The 26,660-nt window shown below is 66.1% G+C and carries 22 protein-coding genes, 1 tRNA gene and 2 pseudogenes; 5 read left to right on the top strand and 20 right to left on the bottom strand.

All coding sequences use genetic code 11. The features are described 5' to 3' along the window. Positions 1 to 1,218 precede the first annotated feature (1,218 nt). From EV666_RS06055 to mtgA, 10 genes and pseudogenes are all read right to left on the bottom strand, one after another. A pseudogene (locus EV666_RS06055) lies at positions 1,219 to 2,132 on the bottom strand (IS481 family transposase); the annotation flags it as partial. Positions 2,133 to 2,201: 69 nt separating this feature from the next. Beyond that, a pseudogene (locus tag EV666_RS18575) lies at positions 2,202 to 3,902 on the bottom strand (AAA family ATPase); the annotation flags it as partial. Further along, positions 3,895 to 4,284, bottom strand: a complete 390-nt coding sequence (locus EV666_RS06040) for a hypothetical protein (RefSeq protein WP_132004548.1) — start codon at positions 4,282 to 4,284, stop codon at positions 3,895 to 3,897. The gene EV666_RS06040 and the pseudogene EV666_RS18575, both read right to left, overlap by 8 nt. Then, positions 4,277 to 4,510, bottom strand: coding sequence for a helix-turn-helix transcriptional regulator (locus EV666_RS06035; RefSeq protein ID WP_132004545.1), 234 nt, complete (start codon positions 4,508 to 4,510; stop codon positions 4,277 to 4,279). Before EV666_RS06035 ends, EV666_RS06040 begins: the two co-directional genes overlap by 8 nt. A gap of 117 nt (positions 4,511 to 4,627) precedes the next feature. Continuing rightward, on the bottom strand, positions 4,628 to 5,269 hold the full coding sequence (locus tag EV666_RS06030; RefSeq protein ID WP_132004542.1) for a hypothetical protein: 642 nt from the start codon (positions 5,267 to 5,269) through the stop codon (positions 4,628 to 4,630). Between the two features lie 392 nt (positions 5,270 to 5,661). Next, positions 5,662 to 6,891, bottom strand: coding sequence for a tyrosine-type recombinase/integrase (locus EV666_RS06025; protein ID WP_132004539.1), 1,230 nt, complete (start codon positions 6,889 to 6,891; stop codon positions 5,662 to 5,664). A gap of 156 nt (positions 6,892 to 7,047) precedes the next feature. Continuing rightward, positions 7,048 to 7,137: transfer RNA gene (locus EV666_RS06020), tRNA-Ser, on the bottom strand. A 139-nt stretch (positions 7,138 to 7,276) separates the two neighbouring features. Beyond that, positions 7,277 to 9,040 (bottom strand): EAL domain-containing protein, encoded by a 1,764-nt coding sequence (locus tag EV666_RS06015; protein WP_132004535.1) that lies wholly within the window; start codon positions 9,038 to 9,040, stop codon positions 7,277 to 7,279. A 531-nt stretch (positions 9,041 to 9,571) separates the two neighbouring features. After that, on the bottom strand, positions 9,572 to 9,757 hold the full coding sequence (gene rpmF / locus EV666_RS06010; protein WP_132004532.1) for a 50S ribosomal protein L32: 186 nt from the start codon (positions 9,755 to 9,757) through the stop codon (positions 9,572 to 9,574). Positions 9,758 to 9,915: 158 nt separating this feature from the next. Beyond that, entirely contained in the window at positions 9,916 to 10,734 is an 819-nt protein-coding gene (gene mtgA / locus EV666_RS06005) for a monofunctional biosynthetic peptidoglycan transglycosylase (protein ID WP_245514243.1), read from the bottom strand. Between the two features lie 300 nt (positions 10,735 to 11,034). On the opposite strand from mtgA, the gene EV666_RS06000 reads away from it, so the two are divergent. Next, positions 11,035 to 11,892 (top strand): polyprenyl synthetase family protein, encoded by an 858-nt coding sequence (locus EV666_RS06000; protein WP_245514242.1) that lies wholly within the window; start codon positions 11,035 to 11,037, stop codon positions 11,890 to 11,892. A gap of 311 nt (positions 11,893 to 12,203) precedes the next feature. Here the strand turns inward: EV666_RS06000 and EV666_RS05995 are convergent, their stop codons facing one another. The 8 genes from EV666_RS05995 to EV666_RS05960 form a co-directional block, all read right to left on the bottom strand. Beyond that, complete coding sequence (locus EV666_RS05995) at positions 12,204 to 12,827, bottom strand: 2,3-bisphosphoglycerate-dependent phosphoglycerate mutase (RefSeq protein WP_132004529.1); 624 nt, start codon at positions 12,825 to 12,827, stop codon at positions 12,204 to 12,206. Positions 12,828 to 13,011: 184 nt separating this feature from the next. Further along, positions 13,012 to 13,812, bottom strand: coding sequence for a 4-hydroxy-tetrahydrodipicolinate reductase (gene dapB, locus EV666_RS05990; protein ID WP_132004667.1), 801 nt, complete (start codon positions 13,810 to 13,812; stop codon positions 13,012 to 13,014). 13 nt (positions 13,813 to 13,825) lie between these two features. After that, positions 13,826 to 14,137 carry a DUF1330 domain-containing protein gene (locus EV666_RS05985; RefSeq protein WP_132004526.1) on the bottom strand — a complete coding sequence of 104 codons (312 nt, stop codon included), beginning with the start codon at positions 14,135 to 14,137 and terminating at the stop codon, positions 13,826 to 13,828. A 35-nt stretch (positions 14,138 to 14,172) separates the two neighbouring features. Next, positions 14,173 to 14,904 (bottom strand): orotidine-5'-phosphate decarboxylase, encoded by a 732-nt coding sequence (gene pyrF, locus EV666_RS05980; RefSeq protein WP_132004523.1) that lies wholly within the window; start codon positions 14,902 to 14,904, stop codon positions 14,173 to 14,175. Positions 14,905 to 14,993: 89 nt separating this feature from the next. Next, on the bottom strand, positions 14,994 to 15,656 hold the full coding sequence (locus tag EV666_RS05975; protein ID WP_245514241.1) for a class I SAM-dependent methyltransferase: 663 nt from the start codon (positions 15,654 to 15,656) through the stop codon (positions 14,994 to 14,996). A gap of 417 nt (positions 15,657 to 16,073) precedes the next feature. Next, positions 16,074 to 17,207: a molecular chaperone DnaJ gene (dnaJ, locus tag EV666_RS05970; protein WP_132004520.1), complete on the bottom strand. Its 1,134-nt coding sequence runs from the start codon at positions 17,205 to 17,207 to the stop codon at positions 16,074 to 16,076. A gap of 334 nt (positions 17,208 to 17,541) precedes the next feature. After that, positions 17,542 to 19,449, bottom strand: coding sequence for a molecular chaperone DnaK (dnaK, locus tag EV666_RS05965; RefSeq protein ID WP_132004517.1), 1,908 nt, complete (start codon positions 19,447 to 19,449; stop codon positions 17,542 to 17,544). Positions 19,450 to 20,042: 593 nt separating this feature from the next. Then, positions 20,043 to 20,609, bottom strand: coding sequence for a DUF2244 domain-containing protein (locus EV666_RS05960; protein WP_245514240.1), 567 nt, complete (start codon positions 20,607 to 20,609; stop codon positions 20,043 to 20,045). 24 nt (positions 20,610 to 20,633) lie between these two features. Between EV666_RS05960 and nth the strand changes: the two genes are divergently transcribed. Next, entirely contained in the window at positions 20,634 to 21,389 is a 756-nt protein-coding gene (nth, locus tag EV666_RS05955) for an endonuclease III (RefSeq protein WP_132004514.1), read from the top strand. 25 nt (positions 21,390 to 21,414) lie between these two features. Here the strand turns inward: nth and EV666_RS05950 are convergent, their stop codons facing one another. Next, positions 21,415 to 22,218 carry an undecaprenyl-diphosphate phosphatase gene (locus tag EV666_RS05950; RefSeq protein WP_132004511.1) on the bottom strand — a complete coding sequence of 268 codons (804 nt, stop codon included), beginning with the start codon at positions 22,216 to 22,218 and terminating at the stop codon, positions 21,415 to 21,417. 466 nt (positions 22,219 to 22,684) lie between these two features. On the opposite strand from EV666_RS05950, the gene EV666_RS05945 reads away from it, so the two are divergent. From EV666_RS05945 to EV666_RS05935, 3 genes are read left to right on the top strand one after another with little or no spacing between them, the layout of a single operon-like run. Continuing rightward, positions 22,685 to 23,428, top strand: a complete 744-nt coding sequence (locus EV666_RS05945) for a glutathione S-transferase family protein (protein WP_132004508.1) — start codon at positions 22,685 to 22,687, stop codon at positions 23,426 to 23,428. 46 nt (positions 23,429 to 23,474) lie between these two features. Next, positions 23,475 to 24,725 (top strand): tRNA epoxyqueuosine(34) reductase QueG, encoded by a 1,251-nt coding sequence (queG, locus tag EV666_RS05940; protein WP_245514239.1) that lies wholly within the window; start codon positions 23,475 to 23,477, stop codon positions 24,723 to 24,725. After that, on the top strand, positions 24,725 to 25,615 hold the full coding sequence (locus EV666_RS05935; protein WP_132004505.1) for an NAD-dependent epimerase/dehydratase family protein: 891 nt from the start codon (positions 24,725 to 24,727) through the stop codon (positions 25,613 to 25,615). Before queG ends, EV666_RS05935 begins: the two co-directional genes overlap by 1 nt. 25 nt (positions 25,616 to 25,640) lie before the next feature. On the opposite strand, the gene olsB is transcribed toward EV666_RS05935, so the two are convergent. Beyond that, complete coding sequence (olsB, locus tag EV666_RS05930; RefSeq protein WP_132004502.1) at positions 25,641 to 26,621, bottom strand: l-ornithine N(alpha)-acyltransferase; 981 nt, start codon at positions 26,619 to 26,621, stop codon at positions 25,641 to 25,643. Positions 26,622 to 26,660: the final 39 nt, after the last annotated feature.

Genomic DNA, 26,660 nt, shown 5'->3' with positions numbered 1-26,660 from the left:
TTGCCCACGATGCCGTGGAAATGCTGCCCATGATCGCGTGGAACGCGCGCCCATCATCCGGTGGAATCAGTGCCCACCATCCCGTGGAACACGCACCCTCAGGCAAACGGCACGGGAGCACCGCCGCAGTTGCCCCGCGTGGGGTGTTGATCGTCCCAACCGATAACCGCGTGCGCGTCAAAACGGCCATGGGAGAGGGCCGGATCGAATTCAAACCGGATAAATTCCCGGAGGCGCGCTACAGGCTTGAAGCGCGAATATGTCCGTCGTCGCTGTCAGAGCAACCGCCAGACCGCGCGAGCTTCCTTGGTCACGCAGCGCCGAAGCATCTAGTCTCTCTGATCTGCCCATCCTACCATTCCCAGCAAAAGGGGGGAGCGAGGGATGACGATCTGTGGAGCATGCGGTGGGGAAATCGAATTCCGTTACATGAACGGGCGACCGACGCCGATTCACGTGAACGGTGGCGGCTGTTTTGGTTCTCGGACAGGTGCGGGCAGTAGCCGCTCATCTCCTGCCAGTTCCTTCATGACGGCCGAGAGCTACATCAACCCCAGCGCTTGCTGCCCGGTCTGCGGACAACGCGTGTTCTATTTCCAGTCGCGACAGGGCGGTCGCGTTTTTTTTGATGACGTTCGCTGGCCTTGGCCGAAACACCCGTGCACGGACAACAAATCTGCCCAAACACGTCCAGTAGGATGGCCCGCTGTCGCGCCGGGCCGCGGGCTAGCTTTTCGGGGTAAGGATGGCGAGCGACTTGACATCTATGAGTTGGAGACAATGACTCGATCGGTTACCGGTCGGGACCTTAAATTTAGACGGATCCGTGACCGCCGCGTGTTTCGCGTCCACCTGAGCAATGCAACGATGAAAGCGGAAATGCTGGAGGAAGAAGATTTCCGGGAAGCGCCCTCCTTCGTCGCTTCGCCACCAAGTCCCGGACATTCCACGCGCGCGATCAGCTTCATATGCGCGCGGCTGAAGCGCGTCGTTGCGCTCGAGTTGCCTAAGATCCAGCCACTGGCCCCATAGAAGGAGCCTATGACCGGCGATCACATATTCTGGCTAAAGGACGAGCAGTTTGCCTTCCCTGATATGCAAGTGAGGTGACCGACATGTCGTGCTGGCCTCTGGGAACGACGGGCGATGTTGGCGAGCTCGTGCCAGGCGTTCGCTGCGGGCTGACCAGAGCTGGGCCCCGACCCCGACCGGGTGTCCCTAGATGTTTGGTCCCGGCAATTGGTGGTGCGGGTTTGATATGAATCGGTGTGGCTGATCGGTCCATGCTTTGCAGATGGATTCGTAAGGCGTGAGCCCGCGCAGCGTCTTCAACCGCCGCGCGAAGTTGTAGGCGGAGATAAAGTCGCCGAGGTGCTTCCTGAGCTGTTCGTGGCTCTCGTAGTAGAAGCGTTTGACGGTTGCATCCTTGATGGTTCGGTTCATCCGCTCGACCTGCCCGTTCGTCCAGGGGTGGCGAGGCTTGGTAAGTCGATGCTGGATATCGAGATCGGCGCAAGCAAACTCGAAGGCGTGACAGAGGAACTGCTCTCCCTTCGCCCGCATCGCCTTGATGTCCTCGGGCGTCCAGCCATCGCCAGCTGGGTCGGTAAAGTGGGTGCCGTTGTCAGTGAGGACAGTGTGGATCTTGTAGGGCAAGGCGGCGGCGAGGTTGCGAAGGAAGTTGGTGGCGAGCCGTCGAGTGGCTTTTTCATGTAGCTCGACGAAGGCGAACTTCGAAGTCCGGTCGATCGCGACGAAGAGGTAGAGACGCCCTTCCTCGGTCCGCACCTCTGGGAGATCGATGTGAAAATAGCCTATGGGGTAGGGCTTGAACTTCTTGCGCACGGGCTTGTCGCCATCGACAGCCGGCAGCCGGCAGCCGGCAGCCGGCTGATACCGTGCCGCTGCAGGCAGCGATGAAGCGATGATCGGGTGAGATGCGGGATCGACGCCTGCAGGGCGTAGAGACAGTCGTCCAGCGGGAGCAGCGTGTGGCGACGGAACGCCACCACGACAGCTTCCTCCCCAACCGACAGGGTTGTCGATCTGGGGACCTTCGGCCCGTTCGGTAGATCGGCCGTCGAGGACCGGCTCCGCCACTTGGCCACGGTCTTGGGATTGAGGCGCGACCGGACGGAGTTGTTCCAACTGGTGGAGCCCGAGCTACCGTCCCCGCTGGCAAGCCCGCTCTGGCTGGGATGGGACAAAAGGACAATCGTGACACGATAGGTGAGGCACAACGCGCGAAGCATCGAGATGAATGTGCGCACCTCGACACGCGCATTCTCGTTACCCGCGAAGAGGTCTGCGCTGGTGTCAAGGATCAGCAGCGCGGGAGAATGATGGGCGACGAGGCGCTCCAACGCCTGCAGCAACGGCGTAGGCTGAACCAGCTTGCTCGGCAGTTGAGGCGCTGCGAGCACCGCATCCTTGCCTGCGAGCGGGATCAGCACGAGTTCGGACAAGCGATTGAGTTTCGGTTCAATGTGCACAAGGCGGCGATGCAGTTCGTCGATCTCGTCCTCAGCGCTCAGGAAGAGAGCGCTGCCCGCCTTTAAAGTAAAGCCCAGCCAAGAACCGCCCGTGGCGACCGCGGCCGCCAACTGCAGCGCGAGCAGGCTCTTGCCAGCCCCGCCATCGCCCGACAGCAGGGTGACGTTGCCGGCGGGGATCAGGTTTTCGACCAGCCATTCTTGCTTGGGCAGGAGCTTGTCCGCCAGCGAAGAAGCCACGACCGTCTCAATCTCGGGCGCGCTGCGTGCTTCATGCGCCTGTCCCCTGCGGTAGGCGCCAGCGTTCCGCGCGGCGTGCCCAGGGTCGCCGTCGGCGTCCGAATCCGAAAAAGTGTTGGCATGGTCGTCTGCGCCAAAGGGCGGCCACATGGTATCTTGGGCATGCCCCTGAAACGGCTTTTGGCAACCGGCATGGATGCCACTCTTCATGGTAGCCCGCACTGCTGTCACGCTCTCCCGAGCCAGGCCATTTTTCTGACACGCAGCCATGAGCTGCGCCTCCACCTCTTCGCGCGTGATGTAACCTGCGGCGATAAACCGACCCATGCGAAAGCTGATCGCGTTCAGACGATTGTTGCGGCCACCTTCCGGGGTGTCTGCCAAAGCCTCCGATTCTGCCCGAAGCTCGGACTGAGCGGTATTATGATGGCGATGTTCCGCGGTGCGCACGGAACCTTCGCCGGGGTTTTTCTCGCCCCCTGCGAACGGTTCGTGCTGACCGAACGGGCCACGGATCAGTTCCAGCAAAACTTCAGGCACCTGAGGCAGAGAGCGCCCCGCGATGGCTGCGATGAGGTCGGGCGTATCTGGGTCGTGGCACCAGTTGCTGCCGTCGTTGCGATATGACCCAGCGGCAACGATGTAGCCACCATCGGCCCGCACATCGATACCCTGAGGAAGCCGCCCCCGTTTGTTGGTGAGCCGTGTTCCCGGCGGCTGAGCGAAAATGAGATGCATGCCGCCTCCACCGGTTTCGATGATCGGGGCACCGAGCGAAATAAAATCCCGTCCAACGATCCGCCGCAGCGCATCCACGCCGTCTGGTTGGCCCGGGTGACAATCGCAGTCAATCACCACAATGTTGGCCTTACGGCAATCGATGCCCACAAGTGACCCGGGAGACTGCTTCCACCACGCGACCACCTGATCCGGACTCGCAGATGATTTGTTTGGCCAGTCCCCGATTCGCGGTGTCTTCTTCGGCGTGAGTGGCAGCACCGCAATACCAGCCTCAGCGTAGCCCAGCGCGGCTTGGCGATTCCATTCTGCATACAGCTCTTCCGATGGCAGATAATCCAGCGGATCGAAGAAGAGCCTATGGGTGACCCGATCTCTATTGTGGGGGTTAGGGGGCGCGAGGCCCCCTCCTGTCGAAAGCTGATCATTCATTTGCAACGCCCTCATCAAGGCGCTGGAACGCGAGTTCGCCATTGCGAAGGTAGAAATAGGCAGCCAGTCGGCGAGCGGCTTCCGCCTCATCGACGCCCCAAATGTAGGCCGCCAGCGAAATCGCGCCTGAACCACCTACGCCAGTGGAGAGCGAGAACCACAGCAGCTCTTGGCGCAGGTCTCGGCCGGAGCCTCGCTGCCAAAGCCTGGTGACGACGTTGCTGAGAGAGCCGCGCGGCAGCACGTAAGCGTTACTGGAATTCCTATTCGTCGGGTCGCGGGCCGCGTCCAGCAGAGCTTCATTAGCAAAGTAACTATTGATCAGTTCGCGATCGAGAATCGGGGGCTTGGCAAGCCACGCGAGGTAAGTCTGCTTAGCCATTGGCGCTTCCCTCCAGGAACGCTTCAATGTCGGTGATGCGAAAGAGGCGGCACTTGCCGACCTTGATAGAGCGCAAGCTGCCGGCTGCGATAGCGCGGTACAGCGTGGAGCGACCGAGGCCTGTCCGCCGCATGGCTTCAGGCAGGCGCACGGCGTACGCACCGCACGCCGGAGCGGACACGTCGCGCTCCGACTTGGTTTGAGGAATTTTCTCGTAATGATTCATGACCATCCTCCCAAAGGGTTTTTGCGGGATGGCTAGGGACAATAGTCATGGCTCGCTGGTGAACAACAAGAGTGTCATTCACCAAAATAGCTCGCCGAGCCGCATTTTCCTGAATGGTTAGGGCGGCGCACTGGGTGCGGCGTTTGCCAGCTTCCGGAATAGCTGGAGAACGAACTCATTGAGGAATCGTGCCCGAAACTCCTCCCTCTCTTCATCGCTCATCCATCGGGTGCGATCAGGGGTGAGAACGTGGTCATTCAAGTAGGAGGTTAGCCCTTCACCAATTTCTCGGGCGGCCTGCTCAGCGACGTTGGCTGCATGCAGTTCTGTTGTACGACAAAATTCCGAATAGGCGATTTCGCGTTCATTTCCATCTTCGCTTTCGCCTTCTTCCTCTCCCTCTTCTCCTTCTACTTCTTCGTTCGCTTTCTCTTGTTCGAGCGGAATTACTTCAGAGCTTTCATTGCTAGGGTGCCTGAATTCTTTTAAGAGAGCTACTTCGTCTTCAGAAAGCGAAGAATGCCCGTCCAATGCGGCTAGTTCAAGTTCAAAATAAGCAGGTGGCCTTGCGATGATTCCGGCCTCCTTCAATTTTGATGCAGTAGTTTTTATGATTGTCTCCGAAATATATTCCCCATACATGTTATTATACCAGCTTCTGGTCTCGTGGACCGCACGGGCGCTAGAGCCGCGACCGCCATGCTCACATAAAGATATGTAGTATTCTGCGGCGATCTCGCGGTGTTGATCTTCTATCATGTCCCAGAGCCAAGTTTTTGCATCGCCCCTGCTTGGGCGGCCCCTCCCTCTCGGCCGAGGGGGCGGCTCGGTTGGACCTGTAAAGGGCAAGCGATTGGGGAATTGCTTTAGTTCATCCATCAACTGGCACCGGTTGTCGTGGGACAGCACCGGACCACGCTCTAGGTCATCCAGGATCGCTTTGACCAAAGACATTCTAAACGATGACTGCTTCATCACATTTGCATCCATGGGCGAGGTGCGGAAGATTTTTTGCTCTGACACACGCAGCGTGCGCGGCAGGGCGCGCGTTCCATGTAGCGTCTCCGCATATTGGTTCGCATCATGCAGTCCGCAGAAGAGGTTACAGGGCGACTTGGACAGAGATAGGGTTGTGCGTGCGTGGAACTCCCCTATCGTTCGCAGAAGCCCGCCCACGCAATCATTAGCTCGCGCCTTTTCTCCAATGCTGAGCCACGCCTATACGCGCGCTCAACGGCATTGCCTGTGCTATGTGCCAGCGCTGCCTCGCAGACTTCCCTCGGATAGGGAGTGCAGTCGCCGGCCCAGTCACGGAAGCTGCTACGAAATCCGTGGACGGTGTACTCCCCGTCAACGAGGCGACGCATCACTGCCGTCAGCGACATGTCGCTAAGTGGGCGTCCCTTGTTTTGGCCCGGGAAGACAAAAGCATCCGCGATATCTCCGACAGGCTGGAGCTGACGAACCAGCTGCAGTATCTCAGCGGCCCGATCGGTCAGGGGCACCTGATGTTGCACGCCTGCCTTCATGCGTGCAGCCGGGATGGTCCACAGACGGGATTCCATGTTGACCTCGTCCCATGTAGCGCCGCGCACTTCCCCGGACCTTGCAGCCGTCAGGATCAGGAACTCCAGCGCCAACGCGCCCATGCCCCTCACCAGACGTAGGCGCTTGATGAAGGCCGGCACGTCAGCATAAGGCATGGCGGCGAAGTGCCGGGCGGCTGCGATCTTCTGCGGTTTAGGCAGCAGGTGCTTCAGGCCGGGCAAGTGAGCAGGGTTTTCGCCCGACCTGTGCCGGTCGGCGGTAGCGGCAGCGAGAATGGTTTCGATACGACCTCGCAGCCGGCTCATCGTTTCATGCTTCTCCAGCCAATGCGGCTGGAGAATTGCCACGATGTCTTCGCGCGTGATGTCCGCGAGTTGCTTGTCACGTATCGCCTCGCAATAACCGCCGTCGATCCACGCGCCTTGGCCATCCTTGCGAATGCTCAGTGTACTGCGCCATTGATCGATATGCTTGGCGTTGCGCCACGAAGAGCTGTGCCGGTCGACATAGGCAGTGGCGTACTCGCCAAAGCTGGGGCCCGATGGGGCTGCGGCCCTAGTTTCTTCCTGACGGGCCCTAATTGGGTTGATCCCTTGCTCAACCAAAGCCCGGGCTTGACGCCGCCTCTCCCTTGCCTCGGCCAGCGAAACTTCGGCTGCAGAACCAAGGCCAAGCTCTTTCTGATGGCCCTCGAACTTGAACAGGAAGACCCATCGCCGTCTGGATCCGTCACGGCTGATGGAAAGATAGAGCCCGCCGCCATCACTATGGCGGCCCGGCGTTTTCAACGTCGCGACGGTGCGTGCGGTGAGCTTATTTAGGGCCCGCGCCATGCCTCTCTCCCGGTCCCAGTTTCGGCCCTAGTGCCGAACATGCGTTCTGGTGGGATGATGCTAGACGGCCTGAGACGCGGAGGGAATAGAACTCGTTGCGGGACAACGGTTCTTGGGTCGACCTGAGACGTTTAGAAATGACCTGGGAAGGTCATATGGCGGAGAGGGGGAGATTCGAACTCCCGATAGGGTTGCCCCTATGCCGCATTTCGAGTGCGGTGCATTCAACCACTCTGCCACCTCTCCGCAATCACGAGGTCAGCGCCTGTGGTGGGCGGTACGTACACGAGGGTTCGTCGCCTGACAAGGCCCTCCGGGCGGTTGCCGCTTGCCGCCCGCTCATTTCCACAGCGGCAACGCGGCGGGCGTTGCCCGCGGCCGGCTGTCAGGGCGCCGGCGCCACCACGGCGGCGCCGATTTCCCGCACGCCGTCGACGAGGGCGCGCACGACGAAACGGTCCGGGCCAACCAGCGACAGGCTTTCGTTGACAAACAGGCCGCTCATGCAAACCACATCGACCGCCATGGCCGAGAGGTCCTCGAGTTTCAGCCAGCCAAGGCCGAAGCCGGTGACGCCCACGCTGACGCCAAGCGCCTTCATCATGGCGAGGTGCTGGGCGATGGCGCGCGGATCATGGCCCGGCCCCCTGCCCGGCGCGTCCGCCCCCGTCGCCTGTCCTTCGCCGTCGTCGTGGCAACTGTTGCCGACCTCCATCGGCCCTGTTTCCGGCGCGCTTTCCTTCGGCGTCCCATGCCGGGCCGGCGGTGATTCTGCGGGCGCGAACGCCTTCTCATCAAGGGCGATGACCAGTCGCGCCGACACGCCCGGATGCGCCGCCAGCCATGCGGCGACGGCGCCGCGCCACTCCGGGCTGACCAGCGTCGCCGGGGCGATGCACAACAACATGTGGGCGGCCGGGTCCGCCGCCAGCAGGCGCACGGTCTGCTCCAGCATCCGCTGGTCAAGCAAGCCGGAAAGGTTCATCTGCGCCGCGACCGGCGCCAGCGATCCCGGCCCCATCACCCCGGCGCCGCCGTCGCAGGCGGCGACCGGCAGCGCCTCCTCAAGACGCAGATCGGCGCCGTCGAGGTCGACCAGGCGGCGCCGGCCAAGGACGATGTCACGGCCGTTGAGCAGGGCGATCACATCGGGCATCGACATGGCGGCCGGCCGCGTGGCCGGCCGACGTCTGGCGCGGGGAGCCAGGACGGCCACCATCTCGCCAGCCTCAGCCGCCTGCCGCGCCGCCTCGCTGGCCCGCTCAAGCAGTGAGCTGGCGTCGCCGGCGCCGTCCGAGGCGGTCACCAGGCCCACATGGGCCTGCAGGCCGGGACAGGCCCGCTCCACATTGCGGGCAACCGCCGCGGCGGCCTGCCGGCCCTGCGCGCTGTCGCAACCATTGAGGATGAGGGCGAACTGCCCGGGGTCGAGCACCGCGACCACATCGGTGCGCCGCAGACGGCGCGCGATCGCCGCCGCCGCCAGGTCCGTCATCGCCGGATCGGACGCCGACACATCGGAGGTCCGGGGCGTGAGCAGACAGACGCCAGCCGACACCGAGCGCAACCCGCGGGCAGGATCATGCAGCATCGCCGTCAGCGTGCGCGTCACGATATCCCGCGCCGGCTGGATGCGGCGCCCGGCCAGCGGCGCATCCGGCGGCCGCCCGTCGATGGGGCACACCCGCATGACGCCTTCGGCCCGGGCGGGGCGTCCATCCGGGCCCGCGTGCCAGCGGCCGCGCTCCTCGATGACGCACAGGCCGCGACCGGCGTTGACCACATAACGGCAGCGAAACGGCGCGCCCTCGCCGTGATCCACCCCGGCGGCGCCGTGAATGACGTCGGCGCGACTCTCGCCGGAGCCGGGCGCCGCCAGTGACGCCCAGGCCTTGCCGGACGACAGATGCCGGCGGCGGTCGAAACCAAGGGCGGCCATGGCGGTGGGCCCCCAAACCAGGCGGTCGCTCGCCAGATCCCAGCTCCATGACGCCATGTGGCAGGCCAGAAGCCCCTGCGCCGGATCAAGCGCGCGCTCACCCTGGGCCGGGCACGGAGCCGCCTGACTGGCCGCCAGACGCCCCCCGGCGCGGCGCCCTGACCTGCGGGCCTGGAACGTCTCGCTGAATTTTCCTAATAAGCCGCGCATCACCGCATCCCGCCGCAACGGCAGGGCGCCTCCGGCTGGAATGCGGAATGCCCTGTCCTTAAATCTGACGCATGCCTCCGGGCGCGGGTGGCGCGCACCCGGCCGGAACTGCCCCTGCGCACGCCGGACCAACCTCCGGGAGGCTGGCGAAACCGGCTGCGCCGTTACGTCATCTGTCTTGCGGGCATGTTGGCCGGCGCATTGCTAACAGCCGGTAAAAGCTGGAGGAAAAGCAGCAGTTGTCACCGTGCTCCCCAGCCGTCCAGAGCTTCACAACCTGCTGACCGGCGCCGCCATCGCCGCGCCGCATTTGGCGGGTTGGCGCGCCGGCGAAGTCTCCCGGGCGGGGCGTCTTGAGCCGGGTTCCCGGGCCAGGCTCCCTGGCCGGACTTCCTGGACGCAGGAGCCCCACATGCGAAAACCCCGCATGCACCAGGCAGGCGGGGCTCGGAACCTGTTTGATCTGGCGGGTTCATCCGCCAGCTTCCAAACAATGTCGCGTGTCACCGGCCGGATGGCCGGCGCACGGCGTCAGGCGTCAGCGCGGGGCTTCAGCACCTGGCGACCGCGATACATGCCGGTCTTCAGGTCGATGTGGTGCGGACGGCGCAGTTCGCCGGAGTCCTTGTCCTCGACGTAGGTCGGGGCGGCGAGGGCGTCAGCGGAGCGGCGGAAACCGCGCTTCATCGGCGAGGTCTTGCGTTTTGGAACGGCCATGTCTGTCTCTCGAAGCGTTGCTGTAACGTCGGCCCGTGCGGTTCACGCTACAGCGACCGCGATCAGAACCCGTTTCGTTGGGGATGCGGGCTTATACAGGGTTCCCGCGACCTTGACCAGCCCCGCAAACACGGTCGCGACAAACCGGCCATCGGCCGTCACAGACAGGGCAGGGTCTGCTGCCGCGCCCGCGCCGCGATTCGCCCGGCGCGCGTCGCCACATAGCGCGATGGTTTTTCCGCGTCATAGCGGATGGGATTGGGCAAAACCGCCGCCAGACGCGCGGATTCGCCTGGCGTGAGCCTGGCGGCGCTCTTCCGGAAATAGCGTTGCGACGCCGCCTCGGCGCCGAAAATCCCGTCGCCCCATTCGGCCACGTTCAGATAAAGCTCCATGGTGCGGCGCTTGGACCAGACGATATCGGCCAGGGCCGCCAGCGGCAGCTCAAGCGCCTTGCGGACGGGGGATCGCCCTTGCCACAGCAGCAGGTTCTTCACCGTCTGCATGGTCAGGGTCGAGGCGCCGCGCGTCGGCAGGCCATCCTCATCGGTATCCTGGATCGCGGCGCGCAACTCCACCCAGTCCACACCGTGGTGCTGGCAGAAGCGCGCATCCTCCGAAGCGGCGACCGCCAGCGGCAACGAGGGGGCGATGCGCTCCAGCGGCGTCCAGATGCGGGTGACCGGCTGCCCGGTGAACCAGCGCGCGAGCATCAGGTTGGACACCGGCGGCGCGACCGCATAGAGCAGCATCAGCCCCAGCGGAATGGCGGCCAGCGCCAGCAGGACGAGGATGAGACGGTTCACCAGCTTGCGCAGCCACCGACGCCTGGGCGCGGCGCTCACAGCGGGCTCACCGGCGGGCGGCGCGTCTTCCGCCTCCACCTGAACGCGGCTGCGCCGGGAGGCCACGCCGTCGCCGGAATGGACCCTCGCCTTCTCCCTGGACCTGGTCCTGCCGCCAGCCCTGATCCCCACAAGCCCCGCTTCCCCCACCACTCCTGCCGCTAAGCCATGCCAGCCGCGGCGACCACCCGAAACATGGCAGCATACGATGACGTCGCGCGCCCTGTCTCGCCTCGCAACCAACCTGCGGCTTCACAAAACTTGACCCGCCCGCCCCGCTCCGGCAAGCCGCTGGCGACAGGCCGCTCCATGCGCCATGGACCCAGAAACCGGAGAAGCCAGGTGTCCGCCAGCCATCCAGACAATGCCCCGGCCGCGACGGCTGCCTCCGCGCAAGCCTTCCAGACGCGACTCGCCGACCGGGCGGCGGCCATGGAAACGACGTTGACGGAGATTTTCAACCGGCGCAGCGCCGCGCCGCCGCGGCTGCTCGCCGCCATGCGTCACGCGGCGTTGGGCGGCGGCAAGCGGCTGCGGCCATTCCTGACGGTGGAAACCGCCGCGCTGTGCGGCGCGGAGGCGGCGACGGCCCTGCCCACGGCGGCGGCCATTGAACTGTTGCACTGCTATTCCCTGGCGCACGACGACCTGCCGGCGATGGATGACGATGACCTGCGGCGCGGGCAGCCAACGGTTCACAAGGCGTTCGACGAGGCCACCGCCATCCTGGCCGGCGACGCCCTGCTGACGCTGGCGTTCGAGGTGATCGCCGACGCGGGGGCGCACCCCTCCCCCGACGTCCGCGCCAGGCTGACGCTGGGTCTCGCCCGCGCCGGCGGCATGACCGGCATGGTGGGCGGCCAGATGCTCGACCTCGCCGCCGAAGGGCGCTGGGGCGCGGCGCGCCTGTCGCCGGACGACATCCTGCATCTGCAGGCGCTGAAAACCGGCGCCCTGCTGGCGTTCGCCGTGGAGGCGGGCGGACTCGTCGCCGGCGCCGACGCTGACGTCCAGGCGCGGCTGGCGCGCTACGGCAAGGCGGTGGGCGGGGCGTTCCAGATCGCCGATGACATCCTCGACCACGAAGCCGACGCCGAAACCCTGGGCAAGCGGGCCGGCAAGGACGCGGAGAAGGGTAAGGGCACCCTGGTCACGGCGCTGGGCCTCTCCGGCGCCCGCGCCATCTGTGACGAACTGATCGACGGGGCCATCGCCGCGCTCGACTGTTTCGGCGCGGAGGCGGACATGCTGCGTCACGCCGCCCGCTTTGTCGGCGCCCGGCGCAGCTGACAACCGGCCCGTCACGGCCCGGAAAAACCTCGCCTCCCGCCGGCGGCCCTGGCCCGGGGTATCAGCGCCGGGCGCGCGGGCCATGTGGCCCCCTTTACGACAGGGGGCGCTTGTCAAACGGTCCGGTCTGGACTGGGTATCGGCGAGGCCGGCGGCCAGAAGTTGTCGGGCGTGAACCGCGCATGGGGCGTCGCCATCACCAGCGCGTCCACCGCCAGTGGCCTGACGTGTTTTGCCAATCAGGCGACGCGTCAACAAAAATGGCCCGCCCATGGGGCAGGCCATTGCATCTCCGGCAGAAACGCTCGCCCTCAGGCGGCGAGAACTTCCTTCGAGGCCACCGTGGTGTCGGCGTTGAGGCGGTAGACCAGCGGCACGCCGGTGGCCAGCTCCAGGCCGGCGATGGTGTCGGTGGTCAGGCCATCCAGCACCATGATCAGCGCCCGCAGGGAATTGCCGTGCGCGGCGACCAGCACGCGCTCGCCGCGCATCACCGCCGGCAGGATCTCGCGGATATAATAGGGCAGCACGCGGGCGGCGGTGTCCTTCAGGCTCTCGCCGCCGGGCGGCGGCACGTCGTAGGAGCGGCGCCAGACGTGGACCTGGTCCTCGCCCCACTTCGCCCGGGCGTCATCCTTGTTCAGGCCGGACAGCTCACCGTAATCGCGCTCGTTCAGGGCAATGTCGCGGACGGTCGGCAGATCGGGCTGGCCAAGCTGGCCAAGAATCAGCTGGGCCGTGCGCTGGGCGCGGGCAAGGCCCGAGGTGTAGCAGCGGTCGAACGACAGGCCCTTCGCCTTCAGGCGGTCGCCGGCGGCCTTTGCTTCCGAAACGCCAAGCTCGGTCAGGTCCGGGTCTTTCCAGCCCGTGAACAGGTTCTTGAGGTTCCAGTCGCTCTGGCCGTGACGGGCGAGAACAAGAAGGCGCTCGGTCATGGGATGAACTCCGGTTTCGGCGCGGCGGCCGTTCTGGCGTCGCGCCGGCAGTCACAGGGGAAAAATTTCGGAAACTGGAGCGGCTTCTGATCAACCAGACGGCTCCGCCTGATCGGGAAGCGCTCCATTTCGATCTGACGCACCTTACTTCAGGAAAAGCGGAGCCCGCTGTTCCCGGAGCGCCCTAACCAACGCCCAGGACGTCGGCCATGGAATACAGTCCCGGCGCCCGGCCGCGCGTCCACAGGGCGGCGCGCACGGCGCCGCGGGCAAAAATGCCCCGGTCTTCCGCGTGATGCGACAGGGTGATGCGCTCTTGGGGACCGGCGAAAATGACGCTGTGATCACCGACCACCGAGCCGCCGCGCAAGGTGGCGAAGCCGATGTCGCCCGGCGTGCGCGGGCCGGTGTGGCCGTCGCGGACGCGCACGGAGCGCTGGCCAAGGTTGATCCCGCGCCCTTCGGCGGCGGCCTCGCCGAGCAGCAAAGCGGTGCCGGAAGGGGCGTCGACCTTGTGGCGATGGTGCATTTCCAGCACCTCGATATCGAAGTCCTCGCCCAGCGCCGCCGCCGCCTGGCGCACCAGCGCCGCCAGCAGGTTGACGCCAAGGCTCATGTTGCCGGAACGCACCACCACATTGCGCTTCGCCGCCTCCGCGAGGGCGGCGAGATCGGCTTCCGACAGGCCAGTGGTGCCGATGATGTGGGCGACGCCACGCTCCGCCGCCAGCCCGGCAAGGGCGACCGTCGCCGCCGGAGCGGAGAAGTCGATGACGGCGCCGGCGCCGTCGAGGGCTTTCCCCACGTCGTCGGTAACGATGACGCCGCTTTCGCCGACGCCGGCCAGCAGGCCCGCGTCCTTGCCGATCGCCCCGGCGCCGGGACGATCCGTGGCGCCGTGCAGCACAGCGCCCTGTGTGTCCGCGATGGTCGTCACCAGCATGCGGCCCATGCGCCCGGCGGCGCCGAATACGACCAGCTTCATGTCGCCCATGATCTCAGCCCTCGCCCGGCTGCGGGCCGTCGTAGCCGTCGATCACCACCATGTCGGCGACGGCGTGGCCATCACGCAGCGCCTTGGCGCGCCTGTATTCCGGTGAGTTCCAGCAATCGATCGCCGCCTGGCGGCTGGGAAACTCGATGACCACGTTCCGGGCGCGCGCGTCGCCCTCGACCGCCTCGAAGTCGCCGCCGCGCACCAGGAAACGGGCGCCGTATTTGGCGAACGCTTCGGCGTTGGCCGCCACATAGGCCTTGTAGGCGTCGGCGTCCGACACGTCGACGCGTCCGATCCAGTAACCCTTCGCCATGCTCTGTTCCCTTCCCGGGCGCTGATCCGGTCCGATCAAAGCGCCGCTTCGATATCCTGAACGATGGTCCGCGCCACGGCGACCGGGTCGGCTGCCTCCGTCACCGGGCGACCAACCACCAGATAGTCCGCCCCGTTGGCGATGGCCTGACCAGGCGTCACCGCCCGCTTCTGGTCGCCGAGGGCCGCGCCCGCCGGACGGATGCCGGGGGTCACCAGCAGCATGTCGTCACCGACGATGGCGCGCATCGCCAGGGTTTCCTCGGCGGAGAGGATGAGGCCGTCGATGCCGGCGGCGCGCGCCTGGACGGCGCGACGGGCCACGGTGTCGCGCACGCCTGCGGCATAGCCGGCTTCGGCGAGATCGGCGTCATCATAGGAGGTCATGACGGTGACGCCGAGGATCTGCAGGGCGCTGGCGCCGCGGCCGCGCGCGGCGGCCCGCATGGTCTGCGGATAGGCGTGCACCGTCAGGAAGCGGCCGCCGAGGCTGGCGATGCGCGCCGTGGCCTTCTCGACCGTGTTGGGAATGTCATGCAGCTTCAGGTCGACGAAGACCTGCTTGCCCTGGTCGGCCAGCTCGCCAACGAACGGCAGCCCGCCGCCGTAAACCAGCTCCATCCCGACCTTGTAGAAGCTCACCGCGTCGCCAAGCCGCGCCGTCATGGCGCGCGCCGCCGCCACGTCCGGGAAATCCAGCGCGACAATCAGACGGTCCCGGGGCGAAATGGCCGCGCGGGGCGGCCGGGAGGGGGTTTGCGCGTTCATGACGCCTCTTCGCACAGGCGCCGCGCCACGCTCAAGCCCTCAGGACGACGAATCCGTCCTGACCAATGGCCGGGCGCGACAGCGGCGGATCAACGCGGGCGGTGTTTGCCATTGGGAAGCGCATGCGGCGCGTGCCCGTGGGCGCGCCCATTCACGTTCTGGCAGCGCCGGTAAGCCCAGACCCGCGCCGGCGGCAGGTTCCACCAAACCCGGCCGGACGGCTGCGAGGTGTAGTCCCCGGATTTCGGAATCGGCGAAACCGGCGAATAGGTGAACTGCACGAAGGGCGCGTCTGGCTGCATCAGATGGAAGGCGTCATTCAGCAGCTTCATCCGCATGGGCAGCGGCTTGGTGAACAGCGGCAGGCTGGACACGGTGGCCGCCGCCGGACCTTCCAGGCGCCCGGCCAGCAGTTCCGGAAAATTGTAAGCGTCGCCCTGCAGGATGGTGGCGGCGGGAAAACGCCTGGCCAGCAGCGCGCAGAAGTCGGCGCTGTACTCCACCAGGATCAGCCGGTCTTCCGGCACGCCGCGACGCAGGATGGCTTCGGTGACCGGGCCGGTGCCAGGTCCAAGCTCAATCACCTGGCCCGGGGCCGCTGGATCGAGGTAGCTGGCCATGGTGCGGGCGAGCATCTTGCCGGAGGGCGTCACCGCCCCGGTAACCAGCGGGCGCTCCACCCATGAGCGCAGGAATCGCGCCTCATCCTCGATGCGGACGGGCGGTTTTCCGGATTGACGTTGGCGGGGCAAGGTCAGCGGGCTCCGGCCGGGTGAGACGCGGCGCAACAGCCAGGGCCGCTGCGCTCCACGGTTGCTGCTGCAAGATCGCCAACTGACATGGAATTCCTTCCATCGATGCATGGCGCGTGATGGTTCGAACACAAACGCATCGCGCTCCATGTTTTTAATATCGCATGATATTCGCGAATAACCGGTATCCACTTATTCACGTCATGCGCCAGCCCTGACTGCGGACCGGTCACAGGCTGTTGCTCCAGGCGAGCCGCACCGTCCCACGGATGGTCTGGCCAGCCCTGACTGCTTCTGGTTACACCCGTTGCGGCGGAGCGCATAGGGCTCCAGGCCAAATTCCAGCCGGGACAACCGGTTTTGATCGCGCCGCCGCCATGAACTACAACCGGGGGGGCCAGACTATTCCAGGCTGTTTCAGCCGCCCAGGCCGCCGAACAGTTCCTTGACCCGGGACAGGAAGCCCGCGCTTTCCGGGTGCGTTTCACCCGAGGATTCCCGCTCGAACTCCTGCAACAGTTCGCGCTGACGGCGCGACAGGTTCTGCGGCGTCTCGACCACGACCTGGATGTACAGATCGCCGACGTTGCGGCTGCGCAGCACCGGCATGCCCTTGCCCTTCAGGCGCAGCTGGCGGCCGGTCTGCGTGCCCGCCGGGATCGAGACTTTCGCCGGCTCGCCATCCAGGGTCGGAGCCTCGAACTCACCGCCAAGCGCCGCCAGGGTCATCGACACCGGAGCGCGGCAGAACAGGTCAGCGCCGTCACGCTGGAAGATGGCGTGCGGCTTGATGGCCAGGAAAATGTACAGATCGCCGGCCGGGCCGCCGTTGCTGCCCGCCTCGCCCTCGCCCGACAGACGGATGCGCGTGCCGTCCTCGACGCCGGCCGGCACGTTGACCGACAGGTTGCGCTCGCGGGTGACGCGGCCGGCGCCGTGGCAAACGTCGCATGGATTGTCGATGATCTCGCCCCGGCCACCGCAGGTCGGGCAGGTGCGCTGGATGGCGAAAAAGCCCTGGGCGGCGCGCACCTGACCGGCGCCGCCGCAGGTTCCGCAGGTGCGGGCGCGCGAGCCGGCCTTGGCGCCGGTTCCCTCGCAGCTGTCACAGCGCACCGCGGTCGGCACGCGGATCGCGGCGGTCTTGCCAGCGAACGCTTCCTCCAGGGTGATTTCGAGATTGTAACGGACATCGGAGCCGCGATTGCGGCCCTGGCGGCCGCCGCGGGCGCGACTGTCGCCGAAGAAATTGTCGAAGATGTCGGTCATGAAATCGGAGAAGTCGGCGCCGAAACCGGGCCCCGCGCCGCCGCCCATGCCGCCCTGCTCGAAAGCCGCGTGACCAAACCGGTCGTAAGCGGCGCGCTTCTGGCCGTCCTTCAGAACCTCATACGCCTCGGCCACTTCCTTGAAACGCACCTCGGCGGCCGCGTCGCCGGGGTTCCTGTCCGGGTGCCATTTCATGGCCAGCTTGCGAAAAGCGACCTTCAGGTCACCGTCAGAGGCGGTCCGTTCAACCTCAAGGACCTCGTAGTAGCAGCGCTTGGTCATCGGGCAAATTCCAGACCTGATCCTGTCATCTTCTCATCGTCAGCCATGCGCGTGAGCGCCATGACCATTCAGCCGGGCACAACCAGACCGCCGCCCGGTCTCTCCCGGCATGCGCGTCATATGGTGATCCGGCTTTTTCCAGAAAACGTCCAAACCCTGAAGCCATTGTCCAGCGAGGCCTTTTCCGCCGCACGCCGGGATATGGCTTCCATTCAGCCAGGGCCAATTTCCGGCCCTGGCCGGCCTTCGCCCGGACGCGCGAACCGTCGCGACGCCCCGGAACTGTCGCGCCCAAAGGCAACGGGGCCGCAAATCGCGGCCCCGCGCCAGAGGCTCAACCCTGCTTCTTGTTGTCGTCGACTTCCTGGAAGTCGGCGTCGATGACGTCGTCATCCTTTTTGGCGCCAGCGGCGGCGGCGTCGCCGCCTTCCGAAGCCTGCTGGGCTTCATACATGGCCTGGCCCAGCTTCATCGAAGCCTGCATCAGCTCATTGGTGCGCGCCGTGATCGCCTCGACGTCTTCGCCCTCAAGCGCGGTCTTCAGGGCGGCGACAGCCGTCTCGATCGCCGTCTTGTCGGCGGCCGAAACCTTGTCGCCATACTCCGCCACCGACTTCTCGGTGGAGTTGACCAGCGCCTCGCCCTGGTTCTTCGCCTCGACCAGCGCGCGACGCTTCTTGTCCTCGTCGGCGTGCGCCTCGGCGTCCTTGACCATCTTGTCGATGTCGGCGTCGGAAAGACCGCCCGAAGCCTGGATGCGGATGGCCTGCTCCTTGCCGGTCGCCTTGTCCCGGGCCGAGACGTTGACGATGCCGTTGGCGTCGATGTCGAAGGTCACCTCCACCTGCGGCACGCCGCGCGGCGCCGCGGGGATGCCGACCAGGTCGAACTGGCCCAGCGCCTTGTTGTCGGCGGCCATTTCGCGCTCGCCCTGGAAGACGCGGATGGTCACGGCGGTCTGGTTGTCCTCAGCCGTCGAGAACACCTGGCTCTTTTTGGTCGGGATCGTGGTGTTGCGGTCGATCAGGCGGGTGAACACGCCGCCCAGGGTTTCGATGCCCAGGGAGAGCGGGGTCACGTCGAGCAGCAGCACGTCCTTGACGTCGCCCTGCAGCACGCCGGCCTGGACAGCCGCGCCGATGGCGACGACCTCATCCGGGTTGACGCCCTTGTGCGGCTCCTTGCCGAAGAACTGCTTCACGACCTCCTGGACCTTCGGCATGCGGGTCATGCCGCCGACCAGGACCACCTCGTCGATCTGGCCAGCCGAGAGGCCCGCGTCCTTCAGCGCCTTGCGGCACGGCTCGACGGTGCGCTGGATCAGGTCGTCGACCAGGCTCTCGAACTTGGCGCGCGACAGCTTGAGCGCCAGGTGCTTCGGACCGGAGGCGTCCGCCGTGATGTACGGCAGGTTGATCTCGGTCTGCGAAGCAGAGGACAGCTCAATCTTGGCCTTCTCGGCGGCTTCCTTCAGACGCTGCAGGGCGAGCTTGTCCTTCTTCAGGTCAATGCCCTGCTCCTTTTTGAATTCGTCCGCCAGGTACTCGACCAGGCGCATGTCGAAGTCCTCGCCGCCGAGGAAGGTGTCGCCGTTGGTCGACTTCACCTCGAACACGCCGTCGCCGATCTCGAGGATCGACACGTCGAAGGTGCCGCCGCCAAGGTCATAGACGGCGATGGTGCCGGACGACTTCTTGTCGAGGCCATAGGCGAGCGCCGCGGCGGTCGGCTCGTTGATGATGCGCAGCACTTCAAGGCCGGCGATCTTGCCGGCGTCCTTGGTGGCCTGGCGCTGGGCGTCGTTGAAGTACGCCGGCACGGTGATGACGGCCTGGTCGACGGTCTGGCCAAGGAAAGCCTCCGCCGTCTCCTTCATCTTCTGCAGCGTGAACGCCGAGATCTGGGAGGGGGAGTAATCCTTGCCGTCCGCCTCGACCCAGGCGTCGCCGTTCTTCGCCTTGACGATCTTGTATGGAACAAGGCCGATGTCCTTCTGGGTCATCGGATCGTCAAAGGAGCGGCCGATCAGGCGCTTGATGGCGAAAAAGGTCTTTTCCGGATTGGTGACGGCCTGGCGCTTGGCCGGCTGGCCAACGAGGCGCTCGCCATCGTCGGTGAACGCGACGATCGACGGCGTGGTGCGCGCGCCTTCCGCGTTCTCGATAACTTTTGGCGTCGAGCCGTCCATGACGGCGACGCAGGAATTGGTGGTGCCGAGGTCGATGCCAATGACCTTACCCATGATTGATCCCTCACTTTCAAAGCAGACCGCCAGGCCCCGAAGCGACCCGGCCATGGCCCGGCCTGTCATCCATGCCGGCATGACAGACCAGATAGAGTGAATGCGGCCGCCTGCTGGATTTGCAACCGCATCCGGGTGGTTTGACCGCGTCGTCCGCCGCGCGGCGGATCGCCGCCCGGCAAACAGAACGCGCTGTTCTCATCGCGCTATATAGGAGGCCGCTCCATGGCCCGCAAGCCAGCCTCAGGCCTGCGACGTCCACATGACCGACCTCCATCGCAACGCCAGTTCTGCGGCGCAAGCATGGCCATCGCCCAAGGCCGAAAACCTGTCGCCGGCTGCTTCTACACGGTGACGGTTCATGCAACGACGCCAGCGCTGACCTGAGGCTCACTTGCCTGAAGCTCACTTGCCTGGGCTCGCTTGCCTGAGGCTCACTTGGCGAGCCCTGCGTCGACGCGCAAGAGGACGCAGCCGGCAAAACCCCGGCCGTCCGCAGGTCAGGCGAATGACTGGCGCAAAAGCGCTGGGCCAAGGCAGCCCGCATGGCGTTCGCCGCTCACCGACCGCCGGTGGATCAGGCGGATAAGGGCTCAGTAGCGCAGTTCGCCGCGGCGGGCCGCGCCCAGCGCCGCCGACAGGGCCGCGGCGAAACTCTCCCGCTCCGCCGCCGACAGCGCCTCGCCTACCGGCACCACCTGGCCGCGCGAGGCGAGGCTGAGCCGCAGCAGACCGAACTCCTCGTCGTTCTCCCGCAGCAGGCTGGTCCACAGGGGATTGAAGCGCCACTCCGCCTGCTCGCCCGTATGCGACACCTTGCGCAGCATCAGGGTGACGCTGGTGACAACGATCTCCTCAAACGCCGCCGCGTGCGCGAAGCTGAGGCGGAAGGCCACGTAAAGCGCCAGCACATCGAGGCCGAAAAAGCCGGCGACAGGCCAGGCGCCCATGATGACGAACGGCAGGCTGGCGATGACGCTGCACACCAGAACCAGGGCCATGACCAGCCGGAAGCCACGCGCGCCCAGCGAACGGTGCGGCGTGATCAGCACGCGGAATTCATCCCGCTCCGCCGGATCGGGCCAGCGCGCCGGCTCCATCGCGTCATCAGGCGGCGCCAACGGCAGCGCTGGCTGAACGTCATGTGGATTGCCTGTCATGATGGCTTTCACCATAACCCCCTCATGACTGTCCGCAAATCCGCTTCTTCCGCGAACGCGACGCCGGCGAAAAAGCCGGCCGGAAAAAAAGCCGGCAAGGCCCCAGGCCGGAGCGCCCGCAAACCTGCGGCGCTGCAGCTGCTGCCGCCGGCGGAAATCACCGAAATTTTCGCCCGCTTCCACAAGGTGGACCCGGAGCCGCAGGGCGAGCTGGAATATGTGAACGCCTACACCCTGCTGGTGGCGGTGGTGCTGTCGGCCCAGGCGACGGACGTCGGCGTCAACCGGGCGACGCGCGGGCTGTTCGCTGTGGCCGACACGCCGCAGAAAATGCTGGCGCTCGGCGAGGACGTGGTGCGCGACCACATCAAGACCATCGGCCTGTTCCGCGCCAAGGCGCGCAATGTCATCGCTCTTTCACAACTGCTGATCGACCGTCACGGCGGCGAAGTCCCGGCGGATCGCGAGGCGCTGGAAGCCCTGCCTGGCGTGGGACGCAAGACAGCCAACGTGGTGCTGAACATTTTCTTCGGCCAGCCCACCATCGCCGTCGACACCCATCTGTTCCGGGTGTCGAACCGGATTCCACTGGCGCCAGGCCGCACGCCGCTGGAGGTGGAACAGGGCCTGCTGCGCGTGATCCCGGAGCAGTACCTGCTGCACGCCCACCACTGGCTGATCCTGCACGGGCGCTATGTCTGCAAGGCGCGCAAACCCGAGTGCTGGCGCTGCCTGATCGCTGATCTGTGCCGGTATGAGCCCAAAAGCACGCCGGGATAAATCGGGTCGGTCCGCTTCCGCTGTCTCAGCCAAACACGATCAGGCCGGCAAGGCCGGCGGCGCCGACGACCAGGCGCCACCAGCCGAACAGGGCGAAGCCGTGGCGCGAGACGTAGCCAAGCAGACTGCGCACGACAAACAGGCCGGAGATGAACGCCATGGTAAAGCCGATGACGATCAGGCCGCCGTCGTTAAAGGTCAGCAGTTTGTAGTTTTTCAGCAGGTCCCAGGCGAAGGCGCCAGCCATGGTCGGCATGGCCAGCCAGAACGAGAACTCCGCCGCCGCCCGCTTGGTGGCGCCGAGGAACATGGCGCTGACGATGGTGGCGCCGGAGCGGGACACGCCCGGAATCATGGCGAGGCATTGGGCGCAGCCGATGGCCAGATAGGTGCGCAGCGGGAAGGTTTCGGCGTCGTCGTAGCGCGGCTCCAGCTTCAGCCCATCCACGACCAGCAGCACCAGACCGCCAATGATCAGCGCCACGCAGACAACCCACGGGTTGAACAGCACGCCCTTGATGAAGCCGTGCAACAAGGCGCCGAGCACCGCCGCCGGCAGGAAACCCACCAGCACGCCAATGACGAAACGCTGCGTCTCGGGGCGCGTGCGCAAGGTGCGGAGCAGGAAGACGATGCGGCCGAAATAGACCGAGACGATGGCGAGGATGGCGCCAAGCTGCACCAGCACCTCAAAGGTCTGGCCCGTGGATTTGAAGCCAAGGAAATGGCCCAGCAGCAACAGATGGCCGGTCGACGACACCGGCAGGAATTCGGTCAGCCCTTCGACAAGCCCCAGAACCGCAGCCTGGAACGCCTCGATGATGCCCATTCGTATTGCTCCAGACTGTCCGCCGCCGCCATGGTTTCCGCACGACGGTCAACAATTGCTTGTGATTCACATCTGGCCCGGACAGCGCCGGACCGGCTCCATGCCGTTGTTTTTTCACGTATTGCGCCGGCCCCGCCGCGCGGCGCCAGCGCGGAGCGGCCTTGCCCCAGGGCCAATTGCGGCGGCCACGCCGGATGGTCGCCACATTCCGCAGTGATACAGGTCGAATCATGGCGCCAGAACGTCGGCGGCCGTTGACAGCAGGGGCCGCGCCCCAACGCCGAAAGGCCCAAGCAGGTATCTCCCCATCACTGAATGGACGGTTAATGCCCCCACTCATCACAGGAACGGCCGAAGCGGCGCAAAAGACAATGATTGTCGCCAGATGCGCTCCTCACTATACGGGAGCCCTTCCCGAGAAATCCTGGTCCGGCCGCCGCCTGACGCCTGAGTGGATCTGCCCCTGATGGCCACCCTGCACCATCACGCCTTCTGTCCGCATTCCCGCTTCGTCCGCCTGGTGCTGGGCGAGTTCGACGTCGCGCCGGAACTGGTCGAAGTGCGGCCGTGGGAGCGACGTCAGGAGTTCCTGATGCTCAACCCGGCTGGCGACACGCCAGTGCTGGCGGCCGATGGGGCGCTGCATCCCGACAGCGACGCGGAAGGCGCCGCTCCGGCCGGCGCCGCGCCTCTGGTGCTTTCCGGCGCCGCCGTCATCAACGAATATGTCGACGAATTGCTGGGCGCGCGCCACCCGGACCGGCGTCTGTTGCCTGGCGGCATTGCAGAGCGCGCAGAGGCCCGGCGCCTCACCGCCTGGTTCAACGAAAAATTCTTCGCGGAAGTCACCACCTATCTGTGCACCGAGAAGATCTACAAGCGCTTCATGGCGACGGAACTGGGCGGCGGCCCGCCGGACATGAACGGCGTGCGCGCGGCGCGCGCCAACGTGCGCTATCACCTGCGCTACATTGGCTTTCTGCTACGCGACGCGCCGTTTCTCGCCGGCGCGCGCCTCACCAGCGCCGATCTGGCGGCGGCGGCGCACCTGTCCTGCGTCGATTACCTTGGCGACGTGCCGTGGAGCGAGGACGAGGCGGCGGCGGCGTGGTATGGTCGCATCAAGTCGCGCCCGTCGTTCCGCACCCTGTTGCAGGACCTGGTGCCTGGCATGGCGCCGGCGACGACCTATGCGCGGCTGAACGTCTGAGAAGGACCTGCGCGGCTGGCGATGTGGCGGCCGACCGGCGGACGGAATGAGCATGCGCGACGCCTCCCCACCTGACAGCCGCCGGCAACGGTCCGCCGGCCATGGCAAGACAGCACGCCCAGAGACGCTGGAGGGGGCGGCGCTGAAGGGGGCGGCGCTGCGCGAGGCGGTGGTGGCGCGCGCCCGGGCTGAGGGGTTTGACGTGGCCCGCGTCGCCCCGGCGGCCGCCCTGCCCGAAACCGGCGCGCGGCTGATGGCCTGGCTCGACGCCGGCTATCATGGCGACATGGAGTGGATGCGCGAAGGCGCCGAACGGCGCGCCAGTCCACAGGCGATGTGGCCGGAAGCGCGCTCCGCCCTGGTGCTCGGCCTCAATTACGGTCCCGACCACAACCCGCTCGACCATCTGGCTGCCCGGGATCGCGGGCTGATCTCGGTCTACGCCCAGGGCCGCGACTATCACGAGATCATCAAGGGGCGGCTGAAACAGGTCGCCGGTTTCCTCGCCTCGCGCGGCGGCGCCGACGTCAAGGTGTTCGTCGATACGGCGCCGCTGATGGAAAAACCGCTGGCCGCCCGCGCCGGCGTCGGCTGGCAGGGCAAGCACAGCGTGCTGGTGTCGCGCACCCTGGGCAACTGGCTGTTCCTCGGCGTTATTCTCACCACCGCCGAATTGCCGCCGGACCCGCCTGGCCAGCCGAGTTGCGGCTCATGCCGCGCCTGCCTGGACGTCTGCCCCACCCAGGCGTTTCCGGCGCCGTATCAGCTCGATTCACGGCGCTGCATCTCCTACCTCACCATCGAACACGCGGGACCGGTTCCGCACGCTTTCCGCAAGGCGATCGGCAACCGGATTTTCGGTTGCGACGACTGCCTGGCCGTCTGTCCCTGGAACAAGTTCGCCAGGGTCGGCCACGACGCGAAGCTGGCGGCGCGCGCGGAGAACGACCGGCCGGCGCTGGCTGAACTGCTGACGCTCGACGACGCGACGTTCAGAAGCCGGTTTGCCGGCACGCCGGTGAAACGCACCGGGCGCGACCGGTTTTTGCGCAATGTTCTGATCGCCACGGGCAACTCCGGCGACGCCAGGCTGGCGGAGCCGGCGGCGCGGTTGCTCGATGATCCATCGGCGCTGGTGCGCGGCGCGACGGTCTGGGCCCTCGGCCAGTTGCTGGACGCGGACAGTCTTGGCAAGTTGCGGCGTCAGAACGCCGCCGAACGCGACCCGGAGGTTCTGGCCGAATGGGAGGCTGCGGCTGGTTTCCCCGCGCAGATATCGGAACCGGAGCAGGCGTAATGTCAGAACTGTTTGTGTTTGGGCTGGGATTTTCGGCGCAGGGTTATGTCAGCCGCCATGGCGCCGGTTACCAACGCATCACCGCCACCCGCCGGCAGTTGCGGGACGCTGCAACAGACACGGCGACGCCCCGCCTGACGCTGCACGCGTTTGACGGCTCCGCGACAACCACGCCCGATCCGGCGATCGCCGCCGCGCTCAGCCGCGCCAGCCATCTGCTGGTGTCCGCCCGGCCAGACCAGGCCGGCGACCCGACCCTGCGCCATTTCGGTGACCTCATCGCCGGCGCAACCGGGCTGACGCACATCGTTTATCTCTCCACGGTCGGTGTTTACGGCGACCATCAGGGCGCGGTGATCGAGGAAGACGCCGAACTGCGACCGGGCAGCGCCCGCAACCGTGCGCGCGTCACGGTGGAGCAGCAATGGCTGGAGCTGGGACGCGCCACCGGCAAATCCGTGCACGTCCTGCGCCTGGCCGGCATTTACGGGCCGGGCCGCAACCAGCTGGTGAAGATCCGCGACGGCGTGGCGCACCGGCTGATTCGCGCGGGGCAGGTGTTCAACCGCATCCACGTGGACGACATCGCCGCGGCGATCGACGCCGCCTTCAACCGGGCGCAGGTGGAGCAACGCGTCTGGAACGTCACCGACAGCGAGCCCTGCGCGCCGCAACTGCCGGTTGAGTACGCGGCGGAGCTGCTTGGCGTCGCGCCGCCGCCGGCCATCGCCTTCGAGGACGCCGAGCTGACGCCCATGGCGCGCAGCTTCTGGAGCGGGAACAAGCGCGTCTCCAACCGCCGCATGCGCGAGGAACTGGGCGTGACGCTGGCCTATCCGAGCTATCGCGAGGGTCTGTCGGCGCTGGCCGCCGCCGGCGAAGGGCGCTGACGGCGCCCTCTGACGGATCCGGCCCTCAGACCTCGCCGCCGCCGGCGAAATGATTGACGTAGCGCTTGCTGATGACGGACACCGGCAGCAGCACCAGCACGTCGGTGGTGCCGAACTGGCGGTCGACCACGGCCTCCCCGCCGAAGGAAGCGCCGAGGCGCAGGTAGCCCTTGATCAGCGGCGGCAGGGCGTGCAGCGCTTTTTTCGGGTCCACCGCCTCCTTGGCCATGCGGTTCATGTCGACGCGGCAGGACGGCAACGCCTGCACGGCCCAGTCCCCGGGCGGCGCGGCGAAATGGTAAAGAAAGCTCAGCGGCAGGGCCAGCTTTTCAGCATCAACGCCCTCAAGGCTGGCGCAGCCGAACATGGCGTCGATGCGGTGATGCCGCACATAGTTCCAGATGCCCTGCCACAGCAGCTCCACCGTGCGCTTGGTGCGATATTCCTTCAGCACGCAGGAGCGACCCAGTTCCAGGAAGCGCTTGCCGCGATGGCGGGCCAGCAGCGGCGCGATGTCGAATTCGCTGGCGGTGTAGAAGCCGGCATGGCGCTCCGCCACCTCCTGACGCAACAGGCGGTAGGTGCCGACCACCTTCGGCTTGCGCTTTTCGACGCCGCCAGCCTCGCCATTGTCGATCACCAGCAGATGGTCGCAGATGGCGTCGAAACCATCCATGTCGCGCCGGGCCAGTCGGGCGGCGGGATTGGGGACCGCCGACATTTCTTCATAAAACACGCGATAGCGCAGGCGCTGCGCCTGTTTGATCTGCTTGCGCGTGGTGGCGAGCCGCACCTCGAGCGAACCTATACGACCCAGCACCGGCGAAATACCGCCGAGGTCGGCCACGAAATCGGGCAGCGGAACATGGCCGGGAATCAGCTTCAACGCGCCATTGCCCGCGCGCCGGGCCGGATACAGCATGGCCGCGGCCGCCATCGGGGCAAAACGGTTGAGAAGCGGATTGCCCCCCGCGGCGGGCCGGCCCTCGCGCCAGTCGTTGCTCATGCAGACGCGCCTCTTGATCGCATCATATGCCCCTCACCC

Origin of the sequence: Camelimonas lactis, from assembly GCF_004342915.1 — a bacterium.
Taxonomy (GTDB): domain Bacteria; phylum Pseudomonadota; class Alphaproteobacteria; order Rhizobiales; family Beijerinckiaceae; genus Camelimonas; species Camelimonas lactis.
This window is presented reverse-complemented; position numbering and strand designations above follow the sequence as displayed.

What these genes read in the sequence shown, in the direction of transcription:
- EV666_RS06040 (WP_132004548.1), bottom strand. Translation starts at nt 4,284, where the DNA reads ATGGCTAAGCAGACTTACCTCGCGTGGCTTGCCAAGCCCCCGATTCTC.
- EV666_RS06035 (WP_132004545.1), bottom strand. Translation starts at nt 4,510, where the DNA reads ATGAATCATTACGAGAAAATTCCTCAAACCAAGTCGGAGCGCGACGTG.
- EV666_RS06030 (WP_132004542.1), bottom strand. Translation starts at nt 5,269, where the DNA reads ATGATAGAAGATCAACACCGCGAGATCGCCGCAGAATACTACATATCT.
- EV666_RS06025 (WP_132004539.1), bottom strand. Translation starts at nt 6,891, where the DNA reads ATGGCGCGGGCCCTAAATAAGCTCACCGCACGCACCGTCGCGACGTTG.
- EV666_RS06015 (WP_132004535.1), bottom strand. Translation starts at nt 9,040, where the DNA reads ATGCGCGGCTTATTAGGAAAATTCAGCGAGACGTTCCAGGCCCGCAGG.
- rpmF (WP_132004532.1), bottom strand. Translation starts at nt 9,757, where the DNA reads ATGGCCGTTCCAAAACGCAAGACCTCGCCGATGAAGCGCGGTTTCCGC.
- EV666_RS06000 (WP_245514242.1), top strand. Translation starts at nt 11,035, where the DNA reads ATGGAAACGACGTTGACGGAGATTTTCAACCGGCGCAGCGCCGCGCCG.
- EV666_RS05995 (WP_132004529.1), bottom strand. Translation starts at nt 12,827, where the DNA reads ATGACCGAGCGCCTTCTTGTTCTCGCCCGTCACGGCCAGAGCGACTGG.
- dapB (WP_132004667.1), bottom strand. Translation starts at nt 13,812, where the DNA reads ATGAAGCTGGTCGTATTCGGCGCCGCCGGGCGCATGGGCCGCATGCTG.
- EV666_RS05985 (WP_132004526.1), bottom strand. Translation starts at nt 14,137, where the DNA reads ATGGCGAAGGGTTACTGGATCGGACGCGTCGACGTGTCGGACGCCGAC.
- pyrF (WP_132004523.1), bottom strand. Translation starts at nt 14,904, where the DNA reads ATGAACGCGCAAACCCCCTCCCGGCCGCCCCGCGCGGCCATTTCGCCC.
- dnaJ (WP_132004520.1), bottom strand. Translation starts at nt 17,207, where the DNA reads ATGACCAAGCGCTGCTACTACGAGGTCCTTGAGGTTGAACGGACCGCC.
- dnaK (WP_132004517.1), bottom strand. Translation starts at nt 19,449, where the DNA reads ATGGGTAAGGTCATTGGCATCGACCTCGGCACCACCAATTCCTGCGTC.
- EV666_RS05960 (WP_245514240.1), bottom strand. Translation starts at nt 20,609, where the DNA reads ATGACAGGCAATCCACATGACGTTCAGCCAGCGCTGCCGTTGGCGCCG.
- nth (WP_132004514.1), top strand. Translation starts at nt 20,634, where the DNA reads ATGACTGTCCGCAAATCCGCTTCTTCCGCGAACGCGACGCCGGCGAAA.
- EV666_RS05950 (WP_132004511.1), bottom strand. Translation starts at nt 22,218, where the DNA reads ATGGGCATCATCGAGGCGTTCCAGGCTGCGGTTCTGGGGCTTGTCGAA.
- EV666_RS05945 (WP_132004508.1), top strand. Translation starts at nt 22,685, where the DNA reads ATGGCCACCCTGCACCATCACGCCTTCTGTCCGCATTCCCGCTTCGTC.
- queG (WP_245514239.1), top strand. Translation starts at nt 23,475, where the DNA reads ATGAGCATGCGCGACGCCTCCCCACCTGACAGCCGCCGGCAACGGTCC.
- EV666_RS05935 (WP_132004505.1), top strand. Translation starts at nt 24,725, where the DNA reads ATGTCAGAACTGTTTGTGTTTGGGCTGGGATTTTCGGCGCAGGGTTAT.
- olsB (WP_132004502.1), bottom strand. Translation starts at nt 26,621, where the DNA reads ATGAGCAACGACTGGCGCGAGGGCCGGCCCGCCGCGGGGGGCAATCCG.